We start from the raw sequence: 17266 nt of genomic DNA, 5'->3' as shown, positions 1-17266 counted from the left end.
ACCGGAACTCGCTGGCACAAATGTGGCACAGTGAGACCGACACCGATGGCAACGATCAGGAAGCGGAACGATAGGTGGCACGTACAGGTCAGACGTAAGGGCTCCCCTGCCCTCACCCGGTCATTCCTGACGAAGGCCGATGCTCAGACCTGGGCACGCCAGATTGAGTCTGAAGCCGACCGTAGGGGCCTCCCGGTGGGCCTGAAGGCTCTCGACGATCTGACTGTAGGGTGCATCCTGAAGCGGTATCGTGATGAAATTACACCAACGAAAAAAGGGGCCGTCAGGGAAGGCATGGCAGTCAGGGTGTTACTCAAGCATCCCATCGCGAAGGTGCCTCTGAGTATCCTCACGGTGGCAAAGGTGGCCCATCACCGAGACACACGACTGAAGACGATCAAGCCCGGCAGCATCAACCGCGAACTGGGCATGTATCAGCACGCCTTTGAGGTCGCACGGAAGGTCTGGGGCATCCCTATCGCTGAGAACCCCTTTGCCCTCGTACAGAAGCCCGTGGTGTCCAACGCACGATCCAGACGGCTAGACGCGGGGGAATGGGAGCAACTGAGGGATGCCTGCCTGCGGTCCCGAAATCGCTACATCCTGGCAATGGTGGAATTCGGCGTTGAGACGGCCATGAGGCGGGGGGAGGTGCTGGCCTTACGGTGGCGACACATCAACGCTGCGAAGCGGACCCTACACATCCCCGTGGCGAAGAATGGCCATCCTCGGACCATCCCGTTGACCACAAGAGCCCTGGTGATCCTCGCTGAGCGCAGGCCTGAGAGTGCGGGCCCTGACGTAGCTGTGTTCCCGACCACGGAGGATGCCATAAAGACGGCGTGGCGCTTCGTGATGAGACGGTGTTCCCTACCTGACTTCCGGTACCACGACCTGAGGCACGAAGCGGTCTCACGGTTCTTTGAGATGGGCCTGAGCATCCCCGAGGTTGCCCTAATCAGTGGACACCGAGACACCCGCATGTTGATGCGGTACACTCACTTGAGACCTGAGGATGTGGCTGAGAAGCTTAATAGAAATTCTCATACCTAACTTATGATAAAATATACTTAATATAAATTGGCATACTAGTATTATGTAGAAAAATATCGCGAGACCAAAACTTCGGTTTATTAAATTAATTATGTTATAATATATTATAGGTTGTGCCGAATTTTAATTGATGGCTAAAATCAACCTTACATAATTCATGCGGTGAAATGTCGCATTTAGTATCATGGGCTGTTAAGTCAGAGTATGAAAGATTCCCTGCTCTTGTTTTTCAATATATTTGCCTTTGCGACCACATGCTGATCAATAAGGCTCGATATGTCTAATGAACCGCCCAACATAAGTGAGCTTATTAGGCTAATTAGTGATGCTAAGGACAAGCTTGGATCGACCGGATACTTCCGTGTTCGTGTCCTGCTTGAAATGGTACTCATTCAGCTTGCTGTGGATCATCCCGAATATTTTCCAACTGACACGCCAAGCGAACCCTTAGAGGGATAGCATTCGCCTCATCGCGAACCGTGAGGACTAGCGTAGTTTCTTTTGAATCTTCAGCTTCTGCAATGAGAAGCCTTGCTGCTGTCTGAAGTGTCTCTGCGCGAAGGATTGAGCCCTCTTCAAGTTCACGACCGATTTCGTCACGTATTTCGGTGCCGTCGGTTACATCAAAATAATAGCGCGGCATTTTCACGAACCCCACAGCTGACCGACGGACTCGGTGTTCTCGGAGACAAAGCCGTGAAGTTAATTTCTGATGCAGGTGGGTCAACCGTAGCTAACTGACCCTTGATGGATTGTACGATAACGTACATTTATGATTTTCTTAATTATGGCATTCGGATTTACGGCGGCGTTTCAAATCTAATGACCCCGGCCAACCACGATACCCGCCAGTTTCTCGGCAAGCTTCAAGCCGTCAGCCGAGAGATGATAATCGAGGTGCTGTAGGCCCGCAGGTTGAACTTATCGAAGATTTTCCGGGCGCATTATCTCCGTAACTCTCCGAACCAAGGCCTCTCCTTTAGGCGTCAAGCGATACTCCACCTGCCTGAGACTATGAGGGCTTACGCAGCGTGACACGAGATTGAGAGGCTCTTGGCGCTCTCTGGCCTGAGGCCCGATCTCAAGGAGTACCCGAGACGCTATCGGCTGTGTCGTTCCTGTGGGCTTGGCGTACTCGGTGGGCCCAAGGCCCGGCTTCATCGACACCCATAGCAGCATGTGGAGATACCCGAGGGGCATGTTCGGGGCCACACGACGGACGGTCTCAACGGTCCAATTCAGTCTGGTGAGCGCGCGAAGATCGTTGCCGTCCAAGGTGAAGACCGGAGGTGCCGAAAGGGCCATAGTAGCTTCCATGCAATAGCTTTCAATATGCGTTGACGTAAAGAGAAGCCTGTAAGGTCCCTCTCGGTGTGTGATCAGATTAAGACGAACTCATCGGGCATCTCATCGAAAGCAAAAGCTATATCATCGTGCCCATAAATCATGAGTACGCCATCGATCATTTGACCGATCTTCATCGCAAGACATCCAAGCCAATCCCGGGCCCGGTGCGTAGCAGCTTGAAGCGCCATAGGTGTTACGCTGCCATCCTCATTGAGGTCGGCCCCATCATAAATCAGGTCCACGATCATAACTTAGTCCCTTTACGCCCTATTGTTCTATCGAACGCCGACTCTATAACATGATAGCCACGGGTAGACAAGAGTAAATCTGATATACATACGAATTGTTATTGAATACCACAGTGCGAGGATTGCAAGTCCTCAACACATTGCTTGGATATCAATAGGTTGCTGAGGGTGTCCACTACTCTGCCGTAGCGGCTCATGGGTGTCCCACCGAACCTTTCGGCCCCCTGCGGTTTCCCTGAGCGATCCAAAGGGCCGCTGGTGATTTTGCCATTGGAGGGACCCGTTGCGGAAGGACCCAAAGAGGGGCCGTGGAATCCCCCACGTTCACGCAACGCTCCAAGGTCGAACAACAACGCGAGGCTTTACCGGGAATTTGAAAGCCGGGGGCCTGCCTTGGTCCAGAACGAAGGGGCCTAGAGGGGACCCACGGAGTCCCGGCGACTATGCCCAGGTGGACGGCAGGCGGACTATGGAGGGGGGTCGTAGTGTCAGGCCGGGCGAACGCTCGGGGCTCGGCTCTGAATGATGATGTCAGTAATCCGTAGGGCATTCGGTCAGACATTAGGCTGACCCTTGGGTGTGCCCTCAGTTTAAACCGGCAGCCTTCAAGACGATGCTTCCAAGCAGTGCCACACAGATGCCTAGGTAGGCCACTCCGATGAATGCCACGGGGTTGCCAAAGAGTTTGCCCGAAAGCACGAAGATAATATGCATTGCGACAAGACCTATAACCCAAGCCATTTTTTGCTCCGATCTGATTTAGATCACCACTTTAATCGAGAAATCCTTAAGATCAACCTAGATAACGTGAGTCATAGCCTAATTTTATTGATCATATTGCTTTGGTGGTAATTGAAATCGGGTAAATCAGGGTGTAACAATAACAGCAACGAGCGTAGGGCTCGACGTAACACCCGAGGTAAGCTGTGGCTCAGGGCAAGTTCGTTTCGTATCTCCGGGTCTCTACAGAAAAACAGGGTCGCTCAGGGCTAGGGCTTGAAGCTCAGCGTGAGGCGGTCGCCGGGTATCTCAACGGGGGGCAATGGTCCCTTGTGGCTGAGGTCGTTGAGGTGGAGAGCGGTGGCAAGAATGACCGTGTGAAGCTCGGCGAGGCCCTGAGGCTCTGTAGGCTGCACAACGCGACCCTCGTCATTGCGAAGCTCGACAGGCTTTCCAGGGATGCAGCGTTCCTGCTTAGGCTTGAGGGCGACCTGAAGCGTATGGGCCTTCGGTTTGTCGCTGCTGACATGCCCGATGCGAACGAACTTACGATCCACATCATGGCGGTGGTCGCTCAGGCGGAACGCCAGATGATCTCGGCGAGGACCAAGGCTGCCCTTGCAGCGGCTAAGGCACGGGGGACCAAGCTCGGTGGCGATAGAGGCAACATCCACGACATCAGAGCCATGGGGGTAGCTGCGAGCGTGGCCAAGAGGACTGAGAAGGCCACTCAGCGGGCTGAAGATCTTGGGCACCTCGTGCTGGACCTACACCGTGACGGGGCTTCCTTGAGGCACATAGCGGCTGATCTAAACGTCAGAGGCATCGAGACAGCCCGTGGAGGCCAGTGGAGCGCCGTACAGGTGTCTCGGGTGCTGACGAGGCTGGAAGGCCTTGGCGAGGCTCGTAAGGGCAACCCTGGGGCATCCTAGCGAATCACAGAGACGCCCACATCGCTCATCCCGTCTGCCTACATTTCTAGGCCTGCTGCCTCTAGAAGCGCTCGCATTTGAATAGCGCCAACCCGATGCCATCTTGAAGACGCCATTGCGTCATCCGCTCCGTTGTAATTTCCTTCGTGTTCAAGTGTAAGAGCTAGTTTATACAGGCTGTCAGCGAGTCCTTCTTCAAGCAAAATTGTCTGGTGCATCGTGAATAGCATTGTACGATATACTTCAAGGCCAAACGGAGAGCCTATAGGGTCATCCCGGGTGATTCGCTTGCGAGACATGTCTAAAGACTGCGTGTGACGAAATCGCCTGTCTAGACGCAAGCTCGGATTTGTGCGCTTTCGTACTGATAGCTTGCCGTTGGGATTGAAGCGTAGCCAGTGGAGCGCCGTGCAGGTCTAAAGGGTGATGGCGAAGCTCGAAGGCCGTCCTGGGGCATCCTGAGAGGCCTACGCACGCCAATCGGCTAAATCGTCTTTTCGATCAGAGGCTTAATTGCGATTTAGGGTCACAACGCCCCCCCCTAGAGGAAGCGGGCATCCATACGGTGGCTTGCCGTGCTCACGTCTCGGCTTTCATAATCGGAGGGTTTGTCCGCAAGCTCAGGGACTTAGGCCCGATTTAGGGTCACAACGCACGGTACACGACAGTGTGGCGGCGGGCGGTGTGAAGTGGTGGACTGAAGGATTCCTCGCCAAAGGGATCCCGCGATGTCCTTGTGTCTCCGCACCGCCCTGATCGGAAGCCTATCGGCGCATCTGGGCCTGAGCAAATCGCGTCTCGAGACGTTGAGCACGTTGCTGATCGGTCTGATCCATGGCCGGACAGTGAACCTCACGCACATCGCAAGCCACTGTCACGGATCGGCCTGCCACGCCTCGAAGTACCGCCGCCTGCAACGCTTCTTCCAGTATGTGCGCCTCGATCAGGCGGTGATCGCCGCCATCGTGGTGCGCATGCTGAAGCTATCACGGCCCAAATGCCTGGCGCTCGATCGCACCAATTGGAAGCTCGGCCGCAAGGACATCAACGTCCTGGTGCTGGCCATCGTCACGCGCCGCTTTCGGGTGCCGCTGCTGTGGTCCGTTCTCAGCCATCCAGGCAACAGCAACACGCACCAGCGCATCGCCCTGCTGCAGCGCTATCTCGCCCTGTTCGAACCCAGTTCGATCGACCTGCTCCTGGCCGACCGCGAGTTCATCGGCGCCGATTGGATGCGCTTCCTGGTCGAGAGCCGGGTGCCCTTCGCCATCAGGGTCCGGCAAGACTTGGTGATGGCGCTCACCGATGGAAGCGCTTGGTCGATCGCGACCCTGCTGCGCACCAAGCGCGCCCGTCACGCGATCCACACGCTCGACCTGCTCCTGCCTGACAGCCGCTTGCCGGTGCGGCTGGCCGCCAAGCGTCTCGCAGGCGGCGAATGGTTGATCGTCGTGACCAACAGCCCCGAGCCGCGCCGGGCGCTCCAAACCTACAGAAGGCGTTGGGGGATAGAATGCCTCTTCGGCGACGCCAAGACGCGCGGCCTCAACCTGGAGGACACCCACCTGACCGATCCAGCCAAGATCGACACCCTCACCGCAGTCCTGACGCTGGCGATGACCTGGATCTACAAATCTGCGACCGACAGCATGGGGATGAAGGCCATCGCGCGAAAGACGCATGGCCGACGCCGGAAATCCTGGTTCCGCACAGGCTTCGATGCCCTCCGAAGCGCCCTCATCAATACCCCCGACACCGCCGCAGCCCTATGGTCCGAAAGCTGCCCAAAACGCCTTCGATCCCCGTGAGTCGTGTACTGTGGTCACAACGTGCCCCCCCTAGAGAAACGATCGGTCCAGTAAAGCGTCTGGCCCTGTCATCTCGATCCATCCGTCAGCACCGCATGGTGCTTGGTGTTCAACCCATGGGGGCCTTCGGGCTCCCTTTTTATTTTGTCACGAAGGAAGCAGTCAATGATTACACGACGCTATAGAGAGCCAAGAGGCCTTGAGGCCAACACACCGGACTATGGTTTCTTTGTGAGGGTATCTGGCGAAGAGCGCGATCTACTCAAATCAGCACGCGATTTAGCAGAGAGGCGTCTAGGGGGTGTCCCTAGCAACCCCATGCTCCTCATCGACATGATGAAGTTTTACACGGGAGAAGCTTCCAGCCGTCTACAAGTCGCCCGAAATGAAGACTTGGATATTTGAGGGATCACCACAATGGCTGATGATAATGGGCTCTGGGGCTTCCTGAGGCCCGATGGTTCCCTTGGGATGCCTCCCGCACCACGGAAGGACGCTCAGGACAACTCGCTCCTCAGGTGGCTCAGGGGCGACGGTGTGGTGCAGTTGAGCGGACCACCATCAACGATCCGACAGGCGACCGATGAGCCCGTGGTGGCCATGGGGAGACCCAATGCGATGCCACAAATGCCCTCAGGGATACAGGTGGCCTCTGGGGACAATGAGGCTGACCAACAGGACGGCTTTGCACTGCAGGCTGCCCAGAGGACTGCGGAGAACGAGGCGAGGCAGGTCCAGACCGAAGCGTTCACCAGGGCACTCATTGAGCGGGGCGAGGCTCAGAGACAGGCTGAAGCTCAACAGCCGTCGGCACTCGCTCAGATGACACAACAGACGAGAGCCAGACTGGAAGCCATCAACGGTGATCCGGTGGTCTCCAATGGGCCACAGAAGCCCGTCGCTCGGTCTTGGCAGGAAGAGGTGCTGAGGATGCGGCAAAGGCCCAAGTGGCGCTCTCAGTCCATCCTAGAGCAAGTGATGAAACAGGTCTTATAGATGAATGACAAAGCTACTGGATGACTAGGGTGCTGTCATTGATCTAACACACATATCCTTACGGGCTCCATTATAGGAAGAACCTTAGGGGACCACGAGAGACAACGGACGACATAGGACACAACAATTATGAACACAATAAATATCAAACCTAGAGGAGGAGACCCTTAGATAACTGAGGATCATGACATTGATGTGTTAGACGAGGATGATGAATCTGAGGTAGACCTAGAAGTCTCATGGTATGATTATCATATATACTCTCAATCTAATGTGCTAAAAGATTTGGTGTCAAGCGTCATCCTTATTGTGGACGCTAAGATATCTAGTCATTGCATTAGGCAGCGAAAGCATAGAAAGGGTGTCCGAAAAAGCTTCCTAGCTTCTATAGATAGTATTGTGTCCAATTTAGCCTATGTGTTTGTCCAGCGACAGATATCGACACCGATAGTAGTCTCACGGAAAACCTCAGATAAGCCTGAGCACAAGAACATATATCTTCCAACTAAGACATTTATCAGTTGCTTAGATCTGCTAGAGGAGTGTGGTATCCTTACGCAGACTGTTGGTGCTTTCCGAGGACAACGGACCACCATCACCGCAACAGCATCCTTCGTGGAGTCCTTATTAGCTGCCAATCTCAACCCAACAAGTTTCCGTGAGTGCGATAGTCGCCCGTTGGTAGTTCTAAAGCGGTCCAAGAAGAACAGGCCTGGAAAGAAGCGGACCAAAGAGCCGGTGTCTATCAAAGGCAACCCTGAGGTCGCACAGATGGCTGCTCAGGTTGATCGGATTAATAACTTCCTTCGCTCGGCAGACATAGCGTTTCTGTCAGATGGCCTAATTCCTGTGGTTTTCGACAGTAGGCGAACCTTGGTCCGCTTCTTCACCATCAGGGACGCTCAGGAACCTCGGTTCGATCAAGGTGGCAGGTTATTCGGTGGCTTCTGGCAGGCTCTGAAGTCCGACCGCAGGGGCAACATACGGATTGATGGGGAGCCCGTTGCAGACCTCGATTTCAAGAACCTTGGTCCACGCTTGGCCTACGCCTTAAGCGGACACGAGGCACCGGGGGACGATGAAGACCTGTACGATGTCTGTGGCCTGCTTCCAGGCTACCAGCACCACTATCCAGATCACCGCCCAGCGATAAAACAGGCCCTTGCTTCGCTCTTCAACGGTGGTCAGGCGGGCTCTAGGGAAATCCTCGACAAGCTGCCCAAGGGGACAACGGCAGAGGCCGTCCGTGTGGCTCTGTGGATCAAGCACCCCGCCCTTGAAGCCCTGTGTGATGGCCGCCCGGTGCCTATTGGCTTCACCATCATGTTCACAGAGAGCCGCATCCTGCTGTGTACCCTTGAGAAGCTGATGGCGCTCGGTGTGGTCGCTCTTCCGTTCCACGATGGTTTGATGTGTGCAGCCAGCAAGCGAGAGATCGTCAGGGAAGCTCTCAGGGAGGCCTCAGAGGAGATTGTGAGGGTTAGGCTGCCTGTGGTGTCAAAGGCCGACTACGGGCAACCTGAGGCAACTGAGGGCCTATTGGCCGCTTAAGGTGGTCTGTATAGTAGTGAACATTAATTATATTACTCAAAGGATACCGAATTAGCTAAGGTAAGCCATGGTCCGAACCCTTGGTTTACTCAGATTACTGTCGGCCCCCACAAGCCATCCACTAGACCACCCGTGGACACAGCAAGCCAAACAGCGGCTCACCACTTGTCACCCAAGCTTGACCATGCTTCTCAGTTTGAGTGCCACACGCAGGGACCATCGGCACTGAGGATGACCATGAGGATCGCTGTTGCCCTGTGTATCCTTGGAGTCGCCCTCGGTGGCTGTATGTCCACCGCTGAAAAGCAAAAGGCTGCCTCTGAGAAGGCCAAGACGTACTGTTACGCCAATGGGTTCAACGAGGGCACCGACCCGTTCAATCGATGCGTTGCCGGGGCAGGCTTGGTGTTCACTGACGAGCTTGAGAGGGACCAACGGGCCAAGCGGCAGGACTTTGCGGACCGTCTTGGGAGGGCCAGTGAGGCCATGCAGTCGCTGGATAGAAGAGCCTCGATCAACTGCACGTCCACCAAGGGCCTCGGGCAGACGGTAGAGACCTCTTGCAATTGAGTTTCTCAGATTTACCCTAATGCTGTTCAACCATCTCATAACTTACGAGAGGCATTTGTGTCAGGAAGTTCGTCTTTGCCACTGGTGGTGAGCATTATTGCCTTAGCTATATCTACCTCCCTGACCGTCGTCACCATAAACATATCTTCCAGTCAGATGAAAATCGCTAAGAGGGCGTACGAAGATACTAAAAAACAAACCGAATTACAAACAAGGGCGTATATAACTTCCGTAAATTCCAAGCTCATAAATTTTGAAGTCGGCAAGAAGCCAACAATTTGGATATCTGTAAAGAACGTTGGTCTGACACCCGCTATTGAAGTCACTACAAATGGTCGTCTCGGATTATATCATGCCGAAGAAAAAGAGCCGCAATACGATCAAATTGGCGCGTTTTCATTGTCCCCGTACATGCCCCAGGGGACTGAGCTAACTATACAAATGTACCTCGACCATGAAATTACAATCGAAGACATGACAAAATATAAGTCAAAGAATCTGATTTTGAGAGTTGAAAATGTTTTGACATTCAAAGATATATATGGAGCATCACAGAAATATATTGTTTGCTTAAATGGGGCATACTTTCCGGATACCGATACGTCTAATTTGCCAAATTGTAAGTGAAAACTCTCTGTCTTCAATCTGCGCTGGAAGTTAGGCTAAGAAACGGGAGGTAGCGTTTGGCATTATCAATCACCCAAGTCGGTCTCGATGTTGTGGCCTCGCCGTTTCGCTTCCCTAAGAAAATCCACGACAACCGATGGAAGTTCTTTAGGTCTACCTGCGGCCCTGCGGTCTAGTTCATTAACTTCCTCACGACGTATGGCAGCCGCTTCCAAGCTGAGGCCAAATTTCGATTTGATGTCTTCCGCCGTGTCTGATGATTGGATGAGATAGGCTGGAGCTAATATGCGGGCGGCAAAGCGTTTCGCCTCGCTCTCTTCACGTTTCACCTCAGAGACGAAGCGTTCTGAAGCACTCTTTACTAAGCTGCGATTACGGATACCGCCGTGGCCGAGTTCTCGGTGTGCAATTTCGTGAGATACCGTCATCCGTGCTCTAGAGTGCTGAGCTTGCATACCCTGAAATACGCTCTCCCGAAGACGGATAGTCTTTTTTTCTGAGTCCCATTGCCCCTCTGCATCCGGCATCTGGTAATCAGGAACCCTGAGGTATCCAAATGATTGGTTCTCGACTTTCAGCTTCTGCAGTACCGTCATCATGTCGATGTGCTGCTGGTGTTCCAAGCCAAGTCTGCGCCTGAGTCCGCGCGCCTTGTCCTCTAGCTCCTCATCCGTGCGAAAACGCGACATATCGGTCCTCCGATGACATCGCACACTAGATGTAGTGGTAATCGCTTCGCAATGGCTAAACGAGGACCCAAAGAGCACAGGCAAGCTCGACATGCCGCTTCCTGTGGATAACTACGGAGAAAACTGCGATTTCTGCCGATTGAAAAGGTGGTACCGAGATCGGCTAGGTCCTCCACCAAGGGAACTCTCTGGCACAATTCGGGCACAGTGCGGTGTGCCAAAGGGGGTGTTGTGGTCCCTCCCCTGGCTTGACTGTAGGACAGACGCCCGGCTACCCTGAGAAGCTAACCGCCTGTTCCTGTGGAGGTTTTAGGCACCCCTCAGTCTAGCTGTGGATCACCTTCCCATACGCATCCAGCACGCTCTCGTGCATCATCTCCGAGAGCGTCGGGTGCGGAAACACCGTGTGCATCAGGTCTTCCTCGGTGGTCTCGAGGTTCATGGCGACGACGTAGCCCTGGATCAGCTCGGTGACCTCGGCGCCGACCATGTGGGCGCCGAGCAACTGCCCGGTCCCCGCATCGAAGATCGTCTTGATCAGCCCGTCCGGCTCGCCCAGCGCGATCGCCTTGCCGTTGCCCGCGAACGGGAAGCGGCCGACCTTGATGGCAAAGCCTTGCTCGCGGGCCTTGGCCTCGGTGAGGCCGACGCTGGCGATCTGCGGCTGGCAATAGGTGCAGCCGGGGATTTTTGCCTTGTCCATCGGGTGGGTGGGCAGACCCTTGATCGTCTCGATGCAGAGCACGCCCTCGTGCTCGGCCTTGTGCGCCAGCATCGGCGGCCCGGCGACGTCGCCGATGGCGTAGATGCCGGGTACGTTGGTGCGCCCGAGCCCATCGGTGACGACGATGCCGCGCTCGATCGCGACCCCGAGCCGTTCGAGGCCGAGATTCTCGATGTTGCCGACGACGCCCACCGCCGAGATCAGCTTTTCGGCCGTCAGCGTCTGTGAGCCGTCCTTGTCGTCCTCGACGGTCGCGGTGACCGAGTCGGCGCCCTTCTCGACCTTCGTCACCTTGGCGCCGGTGAGGATCCTGATGCCCTGCTTCTCGAAGCGCTTGCGGGCGATGGCGGCGATCTCGGCGTCCTCCACCGGCAGGATCTGCGGCAGCAGCTCGATCACCGTCACCTCGGCGCCCATGGTGCGGTAGAACGAGGCGAACTCGATGCCGATCGCGCCCGAGCCCATCACCAGCAGGCTCTTGGGCATTTTTTCCGGGACCATGGCCTCGTAGTAGGTCCAGATCTTCTGCTTGTCGGGCTCGATGCCGGGCAGGGCACGGGGCCGTGCGCCGGTGGCGACGATGATGTGCGTGGCTGTGTAGCTGCCTGCCCCCTTGGCGCCCTTCGGCGCGGGCGCCCGTGCCGTCTCCTTCACCGTAACCCGGCCCGGCGCGTCGATGGCGGCCTCGCCCCAGATCACGTCGACCTTGTTCTTCTTGAGCAGCATCCCGACGCCGCCGTTGAGCCGGCCCGAGACGCCGCGCGAGCGCTTGACCACCGCCGCGATGTCGAAGCTCACATCCTTGGCGGAGAGCCCGTAATCGCCGGCATGCTGCATGTAGTGAAAGATCTCGGCCGAGCGCAGCAGCGCCTTGGTCGGGATGCAACCCCAGTTCAGGCAGATGCCGCCGAGATGCTCCCGGTCGACCACCGCGGTCTTGAACCCGAGCTGCGCCGCCCGGATTGCCGTGACGTAACCGCCTGGCCCGGCACCGATGATGATGACGTCGTAGGTCTCGGACATTCAGCTCTCCGGCCACGCTCCTCCCCCTTGTGGGGAGGAGTTGGAGGTGGGGGTGGTTCCGCCGGGCTCCGGGGCGGCTAGCGGAGCCACCCCCATCCCTGACCCTTCCCCACAAGGGCGAAGGGAACGCGGCGCGTTCAACGCAGCGAGAATCGTTTCGAGGACGCCATCGATCTCACGCATGACCTCAGCGTTCGTGAAGCGGAGGACGCGGAAGCCTTGCGCTGCCAGAGCCGCGTCCCGTCGCGCGTCGTAGGCCGCCTGAGCGTCGTGGCCGTGTCCGCCGCCATCGACTTCGATGACGAGCTTGGCGTCCAGGCAGCAGAAATCGGCGACGTAGGAACCGAGGGCGGCCTGCCGCCGAAAATGCGAGCCTGAGACCGGAATCCGATGGCGGAGATGCTTCCAGAGCCGCTTTTCCGGTTCGGTTAGCGAACGCCGTAATGTCTTCGCGTTTGCGGCCGCCCGCGGCGATGCGGACATCGGCGGCGACCGTCTCCAGGGCATCGCCAGGGCTCCACTCATCGCGCCGTGAGGCACGGACGACGTACTTGCCGTCGACCCTCTCCTCCCCCTTGTGGGGAGGAGCCGGAGGTGGGGGTGGTTCCGCCTGCCGCGAGGGTCCAAGCGGAGCCACCCCCACCCTCGATCCCTCCCCACAAGGGGGAGGGAGGAGCATCAGTGCGCTCGGCCGCCATCAGACCAGCATCCCCATCGGGTTCTCGATCAGCCCCTTGAACGCCGCGAGCAGCTGCGCCCCGAGCGCCCCGTCGACCACGCGGTGATCGACCGAGAGCGTCACCGTCATCGCCTGCACGACGGCCGGAGCGCCGTTCTTGGCCACCACGCGGGCCTCGCCGCCGCCCACCGCCAGGATGGTGCCGTGGGGCGGGTTGATGACCGCGGAAAAGCTCTTGATGCCGAACATGCCGAGGTTCGACACCGCCGTGGAGCCGCCCTGGTATTCCTCGGGCTTGAGCTTCTTGGAGCGGGCGCGGCCGGCGAGGTCCTTCATCTCGGCGGAGATCGTCGAGAGCGTCTTCTGCTCGGCCCGGCGGATCACCGGGGTGAACAGCCCGCCGTCGATGGCGACGGCCACGCCGACGTCGGAGGTCCGGAACTTCAGGATGCGGTCGCCGGCCCAGACGGCGTTGGCGTCCGGCACGTGCTGCAGGGCGACGGCGAGGGCCTTGATCACGAAGTCGTTCACCGAGAGCTTGAAGGCCGGCTTGCCGTCCCGGTCCTTCGGCGCGCCGGCGTTGACCTGCGTGCGCAGCGCCAACAGGGCGTCGAGCTCGACGTCCACCGACAGGTAGAAGTGCGGCACCGTCTGCTTCGACTCGACGAGGCGCTTGGCGATGGTCTTGCGCATCCCGTCGAGGGTAATTTCTTCGTAGCTGCCGGCCTCGAACAGCGCCTTGACCTGGTCCGTGGTCATGCCTGTGGCGACGCCGCCCGCGGTCGGGACTGCGGCCTTCGGGGTGGGTGCCGCCGGCGCTGTCGCGGGCTCGGCGGCCGCCTTGCCCGTACCGGCCGCCTTGGCCGCCTGCACGTCGGCGACGACTACTCGGCCATGCGGGCCGGAGCCCTTCACGGCGGTGACGTCGATGCCTTCCTGCTTGGCGATGCGGCGGGCCAGCGGTGAGGCGAAGATGCGGCCCGTCGCCGGCTGCGCCGCACCGTTCGGCTTGGCGCCCTCGGGCGCGGCGTCGACCCGGGCGTATTCCCGATGACCGCCGCCGGGCGCCACGTTCTCGCTCGCCGTGTCGGCGGGCTCGGCCGCATTCTTTGCGGCCGGCGCGCTGCTCGACGCCGCCGTGACGCTGGCGGGGTCCTCGCCGTCCTGAGCGATCAGGGCGATCAGGTCGTTCACCGGTACGTCGGCGGTGCCCTCGGGCACCACGATCCTGGCGAGCACGCCCTCGTCGATCGCCTCGACCTCCATGGTGGCCTTGTCGGTCTCAATCTCGGCGAGGATGTCGCCGGATTTCACCGCGTCGCCCTCCTTCTTGAGCCATTTGGCGAGGTTGCCCTTCTCCATGGTCGGGGACAGGGCGGGCATCAGCACGTTGATCGGCATGGATTCAGCTCTCGGGCGGGCCTGAAGGGGCCGGATCGTCGAAGGCGAACAGGTCGTCGAGGGGAAACGCGATCGCGTCGAAGGGCGGCAGCGAGACGGTTTCGCCCCGCTGGATGGTACCGAGCAACAGCCACCGGCCACCGGTAAGGGCGAAGGCTTCGAGTTCGCCGTCGGTCGGATCGAGCAGCCAGAGATGGCCGACTCCAGCGTCCGCGTAGATCTGACGCTTCGAGCCACGATCGAGCCGCCTCGTGGACGGTGACAGGATTTCGCAGACCCAGTCCGGCGGGGTCTCAATGAAGGCTGTCTCTGGCTCGACAGGCAGACGGCTGCGACGCCAGCCGGCGAGATCGGGCACGACGATCTGCGGCCCAAAATGCAGCTCGGGCTCGTCCATGAAGATCCAACCGCCCGGCCCGCCGCGTCCGTAACGAAAGGGCGGGCTGAGAGTACCGCTCAGATCATTGGCCATCGTCGCATGCCTGGGGCGCGGCCGCGGATGCGTCTCCAGCGTCCCGTCGATGATCTCGGCGACGAGATGTTCCGGGACGGCCTCCAGGTCGGCATAGGTGGCGATGCGGCGTGCGGGCTCGGCCATGGTCAGGGCTTCCGTCGCACCAGGCGAACGAGCCGGGGCGTCGTGTGCGTGATCGTAGCCCGTTCGTCCCGACAGGTCATGCGATGGGCCTTGGCGGTCTAGTTGAAGCTGCCGGGGTCGAGGCTCTCGGCCTCGATGCCCGCGCGGATGCGCTCGAACGCCTCCTCCTCCGACATGTCCGTCTCCAGCGCGTAGGCGCGCGCAGCCTGACGGGCGAGGTCGATCAGCAGGCGCCCCCAGGTGGCGGGATCGTCGAAGGAGCGGCGCAGCGCCACGCTCACGGCCCCGTCGACGACGGCGGCGCGCAGCACTTCGATGCCGCCCTGTTCGAGGGCGTCCGGCGGGATGTCGAGGGCTTCGAAATTTTTCGTCATAGATCCGAGATCGCCTCTCACTCCAAAATGGTCGCGCATTCGAAGCCGACAGGCTGGCGTGTGCTGCAACGAAGAACTCGCAACTTCTGCCGCGATGTTCCCAGTATCATGACGGCATAGTCGTGCGGCAAGCGCGCCTCGCCGCAACTAAGGTTCCAAATGCCGCTCCGTGTGCCGATTTCTGAATTGACAATCGTCTGAATGCGACAAGCACTGGGGTCCGCGATGTGCACGGCACGATCGAATAGCTGGATCTGAAGACTTGCGGGCATCTTCAGTATCTCGGATACCGAGCCAACAAGCGGCTCCCGCTTGGGTTGGCAGTCCCCCGAATCGCGTGAGCAGGACCCTGTCTCTTCAGCCGCAGACGCTGCGCGATTGAAAGCAACATGACAGTCAAAAGAGAGAAACGCGCAAAACAAATATGCTGCTAGGTATCGTGATACGCGCATAGATTCGTTGCCCTATACCAATTTACTTGTAACAAACCGCCTTCGCCGCCGCGATCACCTCACCGACATTCGGCAGCGCCAGTTTCTCGAGGTTCGCCGCATACGGCATCGGCACGTCCTTGCCGGTTACGCGCAGCACCGGGGCGTCGAGGTAGTCGAAGGCGTCGACCATGAGCCGGGCGACGATCTCGGCGCCGATGCCGCTCTGGGGAAAGCCCTCCTCGACGGTGACGCAGCGACCGGTCTTCTTCACCGAGGCGACGACGGTGTCGGTGTCCATCGGGCGCAGCGTGCGCAGGTCGATCACCTCGGCCTCGATGCCCTCCTCGGCGAGCGCCTGCGCCGCCTTGAGCGCGTAGGTCATGCCGATGGAGAACGAGACGATGGTCACGTCCGTGCCCGGCCGGTGGACCTTGGCCTTGCCGATCGGCAGCACGAAGTCGTCAAGCTTCGGCACCGGGAAGCTCTGCCCGTAGAGGATCTCGTTCTCTAAAAAAATCACCGGGTTCGGGTCGCGGATCGCGGCCTTGAGCAGGCCTTTGGCGTCGGAGGCCGTATAGGGCGAGACCACCTTCAGGCCGGGCACGTTGGAGTACCAGGCGGAGTAGTCGTGGCTGTGCTGGGCGCCGACGCGGGCGGCCGCGCCGTTGGGGCCGCGAAACACGATCGGGCAGCCAAGCTGGCCGCCCGACATGTAGAGCGTCTTGGCCGCCGAGTTGATGATGTGATCGATCGCCTGCATGGCGAAGTTGAAGGTCATGAACTCGCAGATCGGGCGCAGGCCCGTGAAGGCCGCGCCCACCGCGATGCCGGCGAAGCCGTGCTCGGTGATCGGGGTGTCGACCACCCGGCGTGCACCGAATTCCTGCAGCAGCCCCTGCGTGACCTTGTAGGCGCCCTGGTACTCGGCGACCTCCTCGCCCATCACGAAGACCTTGTCGTTCGCACGCATCTCCTCGGCCATGGCGTCGCGCAGGGCCTCGCGGACGGTCATCGAGACCATCGGCGTGTCGGCCGGGAATTCCTGCATCACCGGCGCGGCGGCCTTGTTGGTGACGACGGCCGGCGCGGCCGGAGCTTTTTTGGCCGAGTCGTCGCCGGTCTTGGCCGTGGCGGAGGGAGCGTCCGCCATCCCCTCGGCGTCCATGTCCGGTGTCGGCGCGGGCTGGGTGTCGCCCTTGGCGCTTGCCTTCGGCTTGCCGCCGCCGGCTGCCGCTGCGGCGACGTCCTCGCCCTCGGCGGCGATGATCGCGATCGGTGTGTTCACCGCGACGTTCTCGGTGCCGTCCGGTACCAGGATCTTGGCGAGCACGCCCTCGTCGATCGCCTCGACCTCCATGGTGGCCTTGTCGGTCTCGATCTCGGCGAGGATGTCGCCGGACTTCACCGCGTCGCCCTCCTTCACGAGCCACTTGGCGAGCTTCCCCTCCTCCATGGTGGGCGAGAGGGCGGGCATCAGGATGTCGGTCGCCAT

The 17266-nt window shown here is 59.0% G+C and carries 15 protein-coding genes; 6 read left to right on the top strand and 9 right to left on the bottom strand.

Annotation, left to right across the window (positions count from 1 at the left end; translation table 11 throughout):
• Positions 1 to 45: 45 nt before the first annotated feature.
• Entirely contained in the window at positions 46 to 1053 is a 1008-nt protein-coding gene (locus MFF07_RS11390; protein WP_238231946.1) for a site-specific integrase, read from the top strand.
• A 388-nt stretch (positions 1054 to 1441) separates the two neighbouring features.
• Here MFF07_RS11390 and MFF07_RS11385 read toward each other — a convergent pair whose 3' ends face one another.
• Complete coding sequence (locus MFF07_RS11385; RefSeq protein ID WP_238231944.1) at positions 1442 to 1696, bottom strand: DUF6894 family protein; 255 nt, start codon at positions 1694 to 1696, stop codon at positions 1442 to 1444.
• Positions 1697 to 2432: 736 nt separating this feature from the next.
• Positions 2433 to 2648, bottom strand: coding sequence for a hypothetical protein (locus MFF07_RS11380; RefSeq protein ID WP_238231942.1), 216 nt, complete (start codon positions 2646 to 2648; stop codon positions 2433 to 2435).
• Between the two features lie 926 nt (positions 2649 to 3574).
• Here MFF07_RS11380 and MFF07_RS11375 point away from each other — a divergent pair.
• From MFF07_RS11375 to MFF07_RS11355, 5 genes are all read left to right on the top strand, one after another.
• A complete protein-coding gene (locus MFF07_RS11375; protein ID WP_238231940.1) occupies positions 3575 to 4300 on the top strand; it encodes a recombinase family protein in 726 nt (241 codons plus the stop codon).
• A gap of 728 nt (positions 4301 to 5028) precedes the next feature.
• Positions 5029 to 6108 carry an IS4 family transposase gene (locus MFF07_RS11370; RefSeq protein ID WP_238231936.1) on the top strand — a complete coding sequence of 360 codons (1080 nt, stop codon included), beginning with the start codon at positions 5029 to 5031 and terminating at the stop codon, positions 6106 to 6108.
• 1191 nt (positions 6109 to 7299) lie between these two features.
• Positions 7300 to 8655 carry a hypothetical protein gene (locus MFF07_RS11365; RefSeq protein WP_238231934.1) on the top strand — a complete coding sequence of 452 codons (1356 nt, stop codon included), beginning with the start codon at positions 7300 to 7302 and terminating at the stop codon, positions 8653 to 8655.
• Between the two features lie 231 nt (positions 8656 to 8886).
• Entirely contained in the window at positions 8887 to 9225 is a 339-nt protein-coding gene (locus MFF07_RS11360; RefSeq protein ID WP_238231932.1) for a hypothetical protein, read from the top strand.
• Positions 9226 to 9282: 57 nt separating this feature from the next.
• On the top strand, positions 9283 to 9852 hold the full coding sequence (locus MFF07_RS11355) for a hypothetical protein (protein ID WP_238231931.1): 570 nt from the start codon (positions 9283 to 9285) through the stop codon (positions 9850 to 9852).
• Between the two features lie 65 nt (positions 9853 to 9917).
• Here the strand turns inward: MFF07_RS11355 and MFF07_RS11350 are convergent, their stop codons facing one another.
• The 7 genes from MFF07_RS11350 to MFF07_RS11320 all read right to left on the bottom strand — a co-directional run bounded on the left by MFF07_RS11350 (position 9918) and on the right by MFF07_RS11320 (position 17266).
• Positions 9918 to 10541: an ImmA/IrrE family metallo-endopeptidase gene (locus MFF07_RS11350; protein WP_238231929.1), complete on the bottom strand. Its 624-nt coding sequence runs from the start codon at positions 10539 to 10541 to the stop codon at positions 9918 to 9920.
• 325 nt (positions 10542 to 10866) lie between these two features.
• Positions 10867 to 12288, bottom strand: a complete 1422-nt coding sequence (gene lpdA / locus MFF07_RS11345) for a dihydrolipoyl dehydrogenase (RefSeq protein WP_147817755.1) — start codon at positions 12286 to 12288, stop codon at positions 10867 to 10869.
• Positions 12289 to 12771, bottom strand: a complete 483-nt coding sequence (locus MFF07_RS11340; protein WP_147817754.1) for an endonuclease domain-containing protein — start codon at positions 12769 to 12771, stop codon at positions 12289 to 12291.
• A gap of 214 nt (positions 12772 to 12985) precedes the next feature.
• Positions 12986 to 14368 carry a pyruvate dehydrogenase complex dihydrolipoamide acetyltransferase gene (locus MFF07_RS11335; protein WP_147817753.1) on the bottom strand — a complete coding sequence of 461 codons (1383 nt, stop codon included), beginning with the start codon at positions 14366 to 14368 and terminating at the stop codon, positions 12986 to 12988.
• 4 nt (positions 14369 to 14372) lie between these two features.
• Positions 14373 to 14966, bottom strand: coding sequence for a Uma2 family endonuclease (locus MFF07_RS11330; protein ID WP_147817752.1), 594 nt, complete (start codon positions 14964 to 14966; stop codon positions 14373 to 14375).
• A gap of 98 nt (positions 14967 to 15064) precedes the next feature.
• Entirely contained in the window at positions 15065 to 15340 is a 276-nt protein-coding gene (locus MFF07_RS11325) for a DUF5076 domain-containing protein (RefSeq protein ID WP_147817751.1), read from the bottom strand.
• 474 nt (positions 15341 to 15814) lie between these two features.
• On the bottom strand, positions 15815 to 17266 hold the full coding sequence (locus MFF07_RS11320) for a pyruvate dehydrogenase complex E1 component subunit beta (RefSeq protein WP_147817750.1): 1452 nt from the start codon (positions 17264 to 17266) through the stop codon (positions 15815 to 15817).

This window comes from Methylobacterium thuringiense (assembly GCF_022179645.1).
Classification (GTDB): domain Bacteria; phylum Pseudomonadota; class Alphaproteobacteria; order Rhizobiales; family Beijerinckiaceae; genus Methylobacterium; species Methylobacterium thuringiense.
The sequence above is the reverse complement of the archived record's forward strand: the minus strand, read 5'-3'. Positions and strand labels throughout refer to the sequence as shown.

What these genes read in the sequence shown, in the direction of transcription:
- MFF07_RS11390 (WP_238231946.1), top strand. Translation starts at nt 46, where the DNA reads ATGGCAACGATCAGGAAGCGGAACGATAGGTGGCACGTACAGGTCAGA.
- MFF07_RS11385 (WP_238231944.1), bottom strand. Translation starts at nt 1,696, where the DNA reads ATGCCGCGCTATTATTTTGATGTAACCGACGGCACCGAAATACGTGAC.
- MFF07_RS11380 (WP_238231942.1), bottom strand. Translation starts at nt 2,648, where the DNA reads ATGATCGTGGACCTGATTTATGATGGGGCCGACCTCAATGAGGATGGC.
- MFF07_RS11370 (WP_238231936.1), top strand. Translation starts at nt 5,029, where the DNA reads ATGTCCTTGTGTCTCCGCACCGCCCTGATCGGAAGCCTATCGGCGCAT.
- MFF07_RS11360 (WP_238231932.1), top strand. Translation starts at nt 8,887, where the DNA reads ATGACCATGAGGATCGCTGTTGCCCTGTGTATCCTTGGAGTCGCCCTC.
- MFF07_RS11350 (WP_238231929.1), bottom strand. Translation starts at nt 10,541, where the DNA reads ATGTCGCGTTTTCGCACGGATGAGGAGCTAGAGGACAAGGCGCGCGGA.
- lpdA (WP_147817755.1), bottom strand. Translation starts at nt 12,288, where the DNA reads ATGTCCGAGACCTACGACGTCATCATCATCGGTGCCGGGCCAGGCGGT.
- MFF07_RS11340 (WP_147817754.1), bottom strand. Translation starts at nt 12,771, where the DNA reads ATGTCCGCATCGCCGCGGGCGGCCGCAAACGCGAAGACATTACGGCGT.
- MFF07_RS11335 (WP_147817753.1), bottom strand. Translation starts at nt 14,368, where the DNA reads ATGCCGATCAACGTGCTGATGCCCGCCCTGTCCCCGACCATGGAGAAG.
- MFF07_RS11330 (WP_147817752.1), bottom strand. Translation starts at nt 14,966, where the DNA reads ATGGCCGAGCCCGCACGCCGCATCGCCACCTATGCCGACCTGGAGGCC.
- MFF07_RS11325 (WP_147817751.1), bottom strand. Translation starts at nt 15,340, where the DNA reads ATGACGAAAAATTTCGAAGCCCTCGACATCCCGCCGGACGCCCTCGAA.
- MFF07_RS11320 (WP_147817750.1), bottom strand. Translation starts at nt 17,266, where the DNA reads ATGGCGACCGACATCCTGATGCCCGCCCTCTCGCCCACCATGGAGGAG.